Origin of the sequence: Dysgonomonas sp. 521 (assembly GCF_010501055.1) — a bacterium.
GTDB lineage: Bacteria > Bacteroidota > Bacteroidia > Bacteroidales > Dysgonomonadaceae > Dysgonomonas.
This window is the reverse complement of record NZ_QVMO01000110.1, coordinates 1-10245: the sequence shown is the minus strand read 5'-3', so window position 1 is coordinate 10245 and position 10245 is coordinate 1. Positions and strand designations below refer to the sequence as shown.

The window sequence follows — 10245 nt, the reverse complement described above, 5'->3', positions numbered from 1 at the left end:
ACGACGGTATCTAGTTGGAAGTCCTTCAATTATATAGCTTTTATTGTTATATTTTTAAAGAAAATTAAGAAAATCAAAAAGTCAAGATGACTTCAATAAATAAAATCCTTTTCATTGCTATTAGCTATCTAATTACATTTGTAACATTTTTATTTCTAAATAGGATATGAGTTGGTGTAACTCTTGCCCCTGTACTATTCATGAAAGGAACTATTATCGTACCATTTGGCGTAAATCCTACAGGCGTCCGATCTGGTAAAGTCTTGTAACCATTTTCCCATATTATTTCTGCTCCAGAGGTTTCGTTTCCTGATGGATTAATACGATTTTCCGCATTAACACCAAATGCATGAGCTCTATTAGTATTTAGGTTTCTCACTTGAAGTCTATACTGTTCTTCTGTTTCATGTAATAAAGTACTAGTACTACTAACATCTCCTCCAGTACCTAATTTACTAATATCTCCAATATCTATAGTTGCTGTATTAACATCTCCAATAATAACAGAAGTGCTATTTCCTACTATATTTAAAGTAGTCATGCCCGCTCCATTAATGATATTATCTAATATATCTCTTTGATTTGTTTGCTGCGCTGTCATAGTACTCATATCTGCACCAGCAACAGCCACCATTGAAACTAATCCATTCTGTATAGAAATATCATAATATCCTTGAAGATTTTGCCCATAAATACCCACTGTTGCTTCAAGGTGTGCATTCTCTCCTACTAATGTCAAACTATCCCCTTTCAAATCCACATATTTCAACGGATTATTCGCCACATACACATACGGACTCCAACTATAATACTTCTCCGCCAACGGATCCACACTCGTAAACCTACCTATCTGACTATCCATATACCTTGCACTATAGTCATACAAATTCACCCCATGCATCGCATCCTGCTCCTTCCCATTATACTTATACGGCTGCTTACCCTGCTCGGCAACACTTGTCGAAACGAGACTTATTCAATTTTTATATCCGTACCCGGCCAATAATCCATTCCATCATCTTTCAACAAAATGGATTCTAACTTATAAGCAATAGAAAGATCTTTCGGGAAAAAATATAAGCCTTCTTCAAAATATGAAGAAAGGAAACTTGAGGCTATAGCGCTACCCTGTTCATGAGATTTTATCAAATAGTATAATGCTAAATTTCGCTGTTTTTTGGTCAATTCGTCCAGAGAGATATCATCTTCAATTACCTTTTTCGTTTTCTTTTTATACCAATTGATAGAATATAAACTCTTATATACATACAAGGATACTTCTGAATCATTGGTAACTGTTGCCATATATAGTGCATAAGGTGTATAATCAAATCTTTCCCTACATGACCTTCGCTCAAAGCTATAGAGATATTCTTCTATATTTCTATTTTCAATTGTTTTTATCAGGTAAAAGAAATCAGCGGTATCAAGACACTCTGATTCTTCTCGTTCGGGTATATAAAGAGTACCTGTAATTTTGGCTGGCAGATGCTTAAAATCAAGAGATTTTATTATCGAATCGCTATATTCCATCACTTCGTTTTTGATAGAATTATTGATGCTATCCAATAGAAGGTTTACTCTATTTATATCTACATTTTTATATTCAGCAAGATGTTTATTTTGCTTACATGAAATAAATAAAAATAAAAATAATGCAATATAATATATAATTGTTTTCATCTATAAATCAAATAATTAATTAATTCCAAATGTATCATAAAACCATTGTTTTGTTTTACTCCAATTATCATAATTCTTTGGTTTTTGCTGTCCTTGATTAAGTCCTTCATCCCTTTTTGCTCGTTGCTCTTCTTTTGTATTACCTTTAGAGTATAAAGGCCTATTGTAATGCTTCAAGTCAGGATTATTAATTTCTACACCTTCTTCTGAATATATGGGTATGCCTTCTCTGTAATATATCCAACTGCCCTTTCTTGTTTGATCTTCAGATGTTATTATTTCACCATCTTTAGATATAAATAAATAATCACTTGGAGCTACAATCACAACATTAGGCATATTTACCGAAATATTTTCAGCCAAAGTTATTGCTCCTCTATCCATAATACTCCCTGTATTGCAAGAATGTAGTACTATTATTAATTCTTCACCTGGTAATCGATTATTCCATATTGCACTATATCTGGTTAATAATGATTGTAAATCGCTTGCATTCTTAATCATGGAAACATTTCCTCTAATATCAACAAAAGTAAGCCCGTCTGGACTCCCATGTCCATAAATGTGTATCATTCCATTATCTACATTATCTCTGGCACGAGCTATTCCTAATCCACCATTTCTAGTACCCATCCCATTTAGCTTTTCTCTTCCTGTTGGATCAATATATCTTAAAGGATTATTTTCTACATAGATATATGGTGATATATGTGGATACTTCTCCGCCAACGGATCCACACTCGTAAACCTACCGATCTGACTATCCATATATCTCGCACTATAATCATACAAATTCAGCCCGTGCATCGCATCCAGCTCCTTTCCATTATACTTATACGGCTGTTTCCCTGCCCCTGTAGTACTTGCAAAGACCGAACCGAAAGGATAATAATGATTCTTCTGAACCAACGTACCGCTGGCATTAGCCACCACACGGTTATTTCCCAGATGGTCTGTCATATAGAAGTGATAGGTAGTCCCTTCGATATAACCGCCATAGACTAAAACTCTTTTTAGTACTGATGTAAATATAGTAAAATGTTAAAAAGTGACAAAGGTGACAGTTTTTTCGCTGTTTTTATTTGTTACTTTTCTTCTTTTAAACGAACTCATATTATAATAGATAAATAATCCTGCTAAGGATAACTGTAACAGGATTATTTATTCTTATTCTAGGCGGAGCCTTGTTGTTAGGCCGACATAGGTGGAGCCTATGCCAAACGAAGGCCTTGATTTTAACTAAAACGAAAGGAAGTTAATAAACTTCGACTTTCACATTAACAATTTTCCATTGTTCTTTATACTCAAAAATAAAATAAAATACTGCTTTAGGAACAGGCTTAAACCTTGTTACAACTGCAAGTAGAGCTAACTGATCCTGTTTATATAAAATTGGTAAAAAATTAACTCCAACTGGAATATATTTATGATGTTCTAATTCAATAATATGATGTATATCAAACAAATATGATTCTTTCATATTACATATTTCATATTTCAAACTATCGAAAGAACAATTTATTGAATCTGATTTAGGCTCTGCGAAATCCTTCCAATCAAGGTTCATGTCTTGCATTGAATTAAAAGCATCAAGGTAATTCTTTGTAAATTCCAGTTTTTCATTGCTAATAAAATAAAAATAATCAGAGCGTTGATTGTATATATGTTTTAAAGCAATATTATATATATCACAATCGGATTTTTGAGCCAACGTTGATTGTATACTTAATATAAAAATCAATATAAATAATATTTTTATATATAGTAGATTTTTCTGTGTCATTTTACTTTTAATGTTTTTAGAATATTATTTAATTGCGCTTCCTTAGGTAAACGATGGAATATATAACGAGAACTTGGAATAAAATTACCTTTTGTTCCTACACTAAAGTTCATTCCAAATGTGGCTTGTTCTATATCAGTTCCTCTATGACCTGTTACTGTCATAGACCATGCTTGTTTTCCTCTTTCAATATTGTTGTTCTTAGGTGAACTACTGAATATAGTAGTATAATTTTCGCCAGTATTAGGATTGAACTGTCCTGAATTAAATCCATTATTTGTAATTTGATCCCCATAATGTCCATATTCATGCAATACTGTTGAAGCCATGCCAAGTGTTTGAATTGCCAAATTGCTCTTGTCATCACTGGAAACAGAAGCGAGATATTTAATAACATTAGGAGCAATAGTAATACCATCCGATCCCCCTTGTGCTCCTCCTCCAACCGTTCCATTAATACTGATTGTTGGTCCATTTCCAAACGATAAGTCATTTAAGACAGTCTCTAAAGAAAAGCCTGTTGTATTTATGATAGCTTCTATTGCATCTGGATTATTCTTAACTAAATCAGATATATTAGTCACGATACTTGTAAATCTATTTAAATCGTCCCTTGTTAATCCTCTTTCCTTTAATTCCTCGTCAGTATAGGCTTTTATATCAAATTCACCATTTGGGTCAATCCGATTTATAGGATTATTAGAGCAATAGTGATAAGGAGTCAACCACGGTTTTTTCTCCGCCAACGGGTCCACACTGGTAAACCTTCCTATAGCACTCTCATAATACCTTGCACTATAATCATATAGATTTAGCCCATGCATCCGGTCTAACTCCTTTCCATTATACTTATACGGCTGTTTCTCAGCCCCTGTAGTACTTGCAAAGACCGAACCGAAAGGATAATAATGATTCTTCTGAACCAACGTACCGCTAGCATTAGCCACCACACGGTTATTTCCCAGGTGGTCATTCAGGTAGAAGTGATAGGTAGTGCCTTCGATATAGCCGCCATCGACTAAAACTCTTTTTAGTACTTATGTAAATATAGTAAGAATGTTAAAAAGTGACAAAGGTGACAGGTTTTTCGCTGTTTTTCTTTGTTACTTTTCTTCTGTATAACTTACTCATACAATAGATAAATAATCCTGCCGATGATGACAAAAGCAGGATTATTCTTTCTATTCTTAATTAATTTAGCTCTGACATAGCGGGACACTGAACGAAGGATGAAAATTTATTTCACTGATTTCATTTTTTTATTATAGAGAATGAAAATGGTAATATTAATAATTATACCAATAATTACATATGTTCCTAAAATGAGAAACCAAGTCATATTCGATGTTAGGACATCCATTAACACTTCTTTTTGTAATAAAAATTCACTACAATTCCATTCTTTAAGGCTTTTCAAATTAATAAAGTTGTTATTCCAGATTCCCAAAATATAATATAGTATAACTATAGAAATCAATATGTATATTTTTATAACAATTTTCATATATAATATTTTAAAAATTATTTTTTCAGCGCAGAACGTAAGGAAGAAGGTAATATAAATCTACTATTAATTGGAACTCTATAAACATCACCATGTTTCCGGTCTATTACGGTTCTCGAATCCTTTAAGACACTAGAACCAGCCTGATTTAAAACATCAGAAACAAAAGTAGTGCAATTATTAGTTAATACATTATACGAGCCATAACTATCTCCTACATTATATGGCACTTTAAGTCCTGTAACTGTATGAACTTGTTGTCTATCTACAACTTCGGTCGTATAATCATTTATTATTAAATTATCCACTTTTTTCCCTCCATCTATAATATTTTCAATAATATCCTGAATTGTACTTTCTGATACATCGGTTATTGTTACTGAAGTCATATCTGTATCTTTCATTTTCTGATCTAAATAACCTTTAGCAGCTGTTCCTGTATATTTAGATAATAGACCCTTTCCTGTAATTGCATGTCCTTTAGAATAACTGCTTGTCATTGGTCCATAAGAATATACTATCATATCATCTCCTTCTCCTACACTTATCCAAGCATGTCCTCCTCTTATTGTTTCAGTATAAACTCTTGCTGTGTCAGGAGACATCCCCGTTGGATCAATATACTTCAAAGGATTATTATTACAATACGCGTACGGACTAATGCTATAATACTTCTCCGCCAACGGATCCACACTTGTAAACCTACCGATCTGACTATCCATATACCTTGCACTATAGTCGTATAAGTTCACCCCATGCATTGCATCCAGCTCCTTCCCATTATACTTATACGGCTGCTTACCCTGCTCGGTTTTTGAGGTTTCGGCGAAAGCAGTGCCAAATGGATAATAATGGTTCTTTTGAATAGCTGTACCACTGGCATTAGCCACCACACGGTTATTTCCCAGATGGTCATTCATATAGAAGTGGTAGGTAGTGCCTTCGATATAGCCGCCATCGACTAATATCCGTTTCAATGCATTATTTTCATAGACTTTGTTGCCAACATAATCGGTGGTCTTGGTCATGGTCAACGCTGCGGTATTGATGGCCGAACCGATAACCGGAGCAGTAGAGAAATTAGGATTCCACTTTTGCACCACTTTCAGCTTCGCACCTGATGCACTGTATGTATATTCGTTCCTTGCCTCTGCAACGGGACTCTTAATATCCATCATCCGTGGTAAATTTAAGGAATTATATTGAATGGCCGTTATTCCCTTGTTTAAATCTTTTGCCATCGCCCCATTCTTGTTGTAAGTATATTCTGTAGCTACATTGCTGTAGTTCTTAAAGTCGGCCGACTCGGCATAGGCGAAGTTGGCTACGGCATCTTCGGCTTTGGTCAGCTGGTTGCCTGTGTAGGTCATGGTCAGTTGGTCTACGGCCTGATTATCGTCTGCCGCCGATGTCTTCTTGCCCCGGCGGGTCAGTGACTTCATATTGCCGTGCTTGTCGTAACCGTACGATGCGCTGTACATGCCTCCCGAACTTACATTTCCGTACGCGGCATGTGTCAGCCGCGAGAGGTTGTCGTACTTGAAGGCATAGCTGCGCAGGGCTTCGGAACCCACCTTCCAGGTCATGGCCGAGATATTGCCATTGTATTGTTTGCCATGTATGCCATAAGCCTCGTTATAATACAATGTTTGTGTGAACATTGGGCTGGCAATGGTTTTTGTCCACGAGCGTATATTGTAGCCGTAGGTGGTTTTCAGGTTGGCATGGGTATGCTTCTGGTTGGTCTTTAGCCTGCCCAGTTCGTCATAGGTGTTGGAGGCCAGCGTGACGGTGATACCGCTGTTGAGCTGGTGGGTGGTTTTTAATAATCTGCCTGCATGGTCGTAGGTGTAGGCATAGACTTCGGTCTGTTTGCCGCCACCGTTGGCGTCTTTGGTATGTACATGCATCTTCTTTACCGGCTGGCCTGTAAAGTTATAGGCGATGTATTCGGATTCCACTCCGCCCAGATGGTTTGTTGAATGGGTCTGGATCAGGCGTCCCCGGTTGTCGTAATAGAAAAAGGTGCCACTTTCGCCCAATGCATTGTGAACGGTAGAGTTATCGCTTTTAATATTCTTTACACGGGTAGCTACCAACTGGCCTTTGGCACTGGTATGCTGTGCTCCATAACCTGACTGCGGTACATATTTCAACCTGTTTTTGTAATCATTTACATCTGGCACGGAGGTGTAATAATCGAAGTAATTGACCAGCAGCACATCTTTATTTTCAATAGCCCCACTTAAATAATTCCACGAATAGCCAAAGTTGCCGGTTCCTACCAATTCTTTAAATACTACATTCTTATATGTAGTTTGCAGGCTGGCATGCGAGGCATCCGTCCGGTATATACCGGAGATAATAACTCTGCCGAATGCATCATATTTGGTAAATGTCCATTCCGACTTCGTACCCGTTTTTCGGTTGCGCTGTTCGCCATCCTGGGTGAATATCAGGCGGTCGGCTTTGTCGTAGACATAATATATCTTTTCGGTGCCCGGTAGCTTCTTTATGATACAGCGGTTGCGCCCATCGTACTTGTACTGGTAGCCCCAGAGGTCTATCAGGCTGGCGCTGACGGTTCCATCAGCAGTGGCCTTGTCCGACAGTTCGGGAGGAAGGACATAGCACAGGTTTCCAAAATTGTCATACACATAGTAGGTATCGTGTGCTGTACCGCTGATCTGGCGGGTAAGGACTACCTGTCCCAGCTTGTCTTTGAACTCATAGCTGACGTTTTCGTTTTCATCGGTCATCCTGGTCACATAGAGCTGGCTGGCTGCATAGTTACCGCTTTTAGCCAGAGTGGTAGCGGTTCCCGAGCCACCGACTCCAAACTTCTTACAGACGAGTTCCCCGCTTGTGGTATTGGTCAGATAGGCGGTCTTTACTGCTTTGCCGTTCTTCTGCCAGTCCATACCGGGGCCGTACTGCTCTACCACGCGGTTCAGGGGTGAGGCTTCGTAAACGGGTCGGCTATAGGCTACCGAGTCGGAAGTGGTATTGTATGTGGTGCTCTTATAGGTGGTCATGGCCTTGGCCTTGTAGTTGGCATGGGAGACAAAGGCGCCGTTGTTGCCTGCAGCTACAGTAGGCAGCCATGCACGCCCGTCACGGCCGAAGGGGTCGTACTCCTGGTAGGTGACCAAGTCGGCGGTATTGGGGGTGACGGCACGCTGTACGGTTTGCAGGGGGCGTCCCAGCCCGTCGAAGTACTGAATGGATTCCATATAGCGGCTGCCGTTGTCGGTAGTGTAGGTACGGGTCTGGATATAGTTCTGGTTCGCACTTACAGCAGAGGCCTTGCCTGCGTAAGGGTCGCAGGTGGTGGGGTTGACCTTGAGCGAAAGGCTGGTGCTGTCGGTTGACTTGAAGCTGAAATCTGGTTTCAGGCTGATGCCCTTGCAGGCGGTTTCGGTGCCTCCGGTGGTGCGGGCGGTATTCAGGGTGATGATGGCTTGCGACCAGAGGCTTGTGCTACAAAGCAGCAGGATTATATGATATAGTAATCTTTTCATAGCTGGTTATCTTCTAATTGTTGAATGCGTTTTTGTAATCCTTCATTTTCCTTTTTCAGGTCGATAACGTAGAGGGTGAGTTCTTCGATCTTTTGCAAGAGCTTGATCTGCATGTCATTTACATTCAGTCCGTTTGCCTGCATCTCCTTTTCGGATGGTATTTCGGGCAGGTGCTTGTTCTCTTTTACAAAGCTTTCGACCTGGGATAGAGGCATCAACGGGTAGTCGGGGTAGAAAACGTGGTCGGCGCCGGCAATGACCTTTATTTCTACTTCATTGGCTATTATCTTTCCCCGGACATCCAGTTTGGATTGAGGAGTGGTGGTGCCGATACCGATGTTGCCGGATGTATTAACTATAAAACGACTTCCTCCTGAACCAACTTGAAAAGTTCCATCTGTACGCATTATACCTGTATTATGATAAAAACTCTTGTTGTTGTAAGTCCTTATCCAGGTAGCATCTGACATGTAGAACCCGCCTCCCCATGACTGGAAAAGAATGCCATTATTGGCATTTGTCCTAAACCAGCCGTTCGCATATATATTTCCTTCTACATGAAGCTTATGTTGCGGATTGGTAGTGCCTATACCGATATTGCCTTCCGGATTAATACGCATTCGCTCTTTCAGGTCAGTAGTACCTGTATTCATTCCTGTTGGGTTTGTATAAAATGCTAATGCCGTCTTTTGTACTAATGCATTATTATCCAGATGCCGATTAAATCTTAAAGCTGCGATACGGGCTCCAATCTGGTTTGCTGAAACGTCTCTATAACCAGTAAAGTCAAGATAGTATTGAGCAGACTGGCCTCCTACAGGTACCGCTTTATTCCCTATATCGCCAATTTTTCCTATACGCAGATTTCCTCCAGATATATTGGACACATGGAGATTGCCGTTTATCGTCTGGTTTTGTGCGAATACGCCTGTTACAAATAGTATAAAATATATAAGGATTATTGTCTTTTTCATAATAATATGGTTTTACTGGTTTTTATAATGGTAATTATATGATTGTACTATTTTCTTAACGCCGCCCTCTATCAGGTAGGTTTCTTTGAGCCGCCCGAAGGAATCGTAATCGTAGTAGGTGGTGATGCCTGAGGGGTCGGTGGCTGTAAGCATACCTACTAGTGGCTTGTAGGTGTAGGTGGTGATCAACGCTGCTTTTAAGGCCGTATTGCTACGTAGATTGTTGATAGTCGTTATATCTGCCGTAGCCGGAGTGGTCGCTTTGGCTACACGATTGATAAGGGTCTCGCCCAGTGCTGCCTTAACGGATTCGTATGTGGCATTTTTGATCTCGGCTATCGGATATTGGTAGTTGTAGGACCAGAGGTAGACGGTTATCCGTCCATTTTTTAATGTTATTTGCAATGGTTTTCCCTGTGCATTATATTTATCAAAAGTAACTTCTGTCTGTAAAGTTCCAGTTCCTGATGATGAAGATTGTATTGAAGAAGGAAGTATTAATCCATTGGTTATTGTACTCGCATTAGTATAATTATTTTTTATCCTTTGCGTCTCCATTGTTCCATTATAAGTTATCTCCTCAATGACAGGCCTTAACATATTCTTATTTTTCATACTTACATAAATTGCATCTGTATAGTTACGTGGATATTTATATTCGGTTACCACTTTTTTATCTTGGATACTAGTGTCATGTCAATTTGATAATGTCTGACAAATATCGTATATTTGCCACAAAAGCAACTATGGCAATACGATACAAAGTGACATTAACTGAGG

At 38.8% G+C, this 10245-nt stretch carries 8 protein-coding genes; all 8 read right to left on the bottom strand.

Annotation, left to right across the window (positions count from 1 at the left end):
- Positions 1-124: 124 nt before the first annotated feature.
- The gene (locus tag D0T84_RS19720) at positions 125-901 is read right to left on the bottom strand and encodes an RHS repeat-associated core domain-containing protein (RefSeq protein WP_370525535.1); all 777 of its coding nucleotides are present in this window, start codon (positions 899-901) and stop codon (positions 125-127) included.
- 71 nt (positions 902-972) lie between these two features.
- Positions 973-1683, bottom strand: a complete 711-nt coding sequence (locus D0T84_RS19715; RefSeq protein WP_163309566.1) for a hypothetical protein — start codon at positions 1681-1683, stop codon at positions 973-975.
- Positions 1684-1698: 15 nt separating this feature from the next.
- A complete protein-coding gene (locus tag D0T84_RS19710; protein ID WP_163309565.1) occupies positions 1699-2643 on the bottom strand; it encodes an RHS repeat domain-containing protein in 945 nt (314 codons plus the stop codon).
- Between the two features lie 295 nt (positions 2644-2938).
- Complete coding sequence (locus D0T84_RS19705) at positions 2939-3466, bottom strand: hypothetical protein (RefSeq protein WP_163309564.1); 528 nt, start codon at positions 3464-3466, stop codon at positions 2939-2941.
- Positions 3463-4413: an RHS repeat-associated core domain-containing protein gene (locus D0T84_RS23365; protein ID WP_370525534.1), complete on the bottom strand. Its 951-nt coding sequence runs from the start codon at positions 4411-4413 to the stop codon at positions 3463-3465. Before D0T84_RS23365 ends, D0T84_RS19705 begins: the two co-directional genes overlap by 4 nt.
- Before the next feature lie 574 nt (positions 4414-4987).
- Positions 4988-8491: a DUF6443 domain-containing protein gene (locus D0T84_RS19695; RefSeq protein ID WP_163309563.1), complete on the bottom strand. Its 3504-nt coding sequence runs from the start codon at positions 8489-8491 to the stop codon at positions 4988-4990.
- A complete protein-coding gene (gene pilV, locus D0T84_RS19690; RefSeq protein ID WP_163309562.1) occupies positions 8488-9465 on the bottom strand; it encodes a shufflon system plasmid conjugative transfer pilus tip adhesin PilV in 978 nt (325 codons plus the stop codon). Before pilV ends, D0T84_RS19695 begins: the two co-directional genes overlap by 4 nt.
- Positions 9466-9477: 12 nt before the next feature.
- Positions 9478-10080, bottom strand: coding sequence for a hypothetical protein (locus tag D0T84_RS19685; RefSeq protein WP_163309561.1), 603 nt, complete (start codon positions 10078-10080; stop codon positions 9478-9480).
- Positions 10081-10245: the final 165 nt, after the last annotated feature.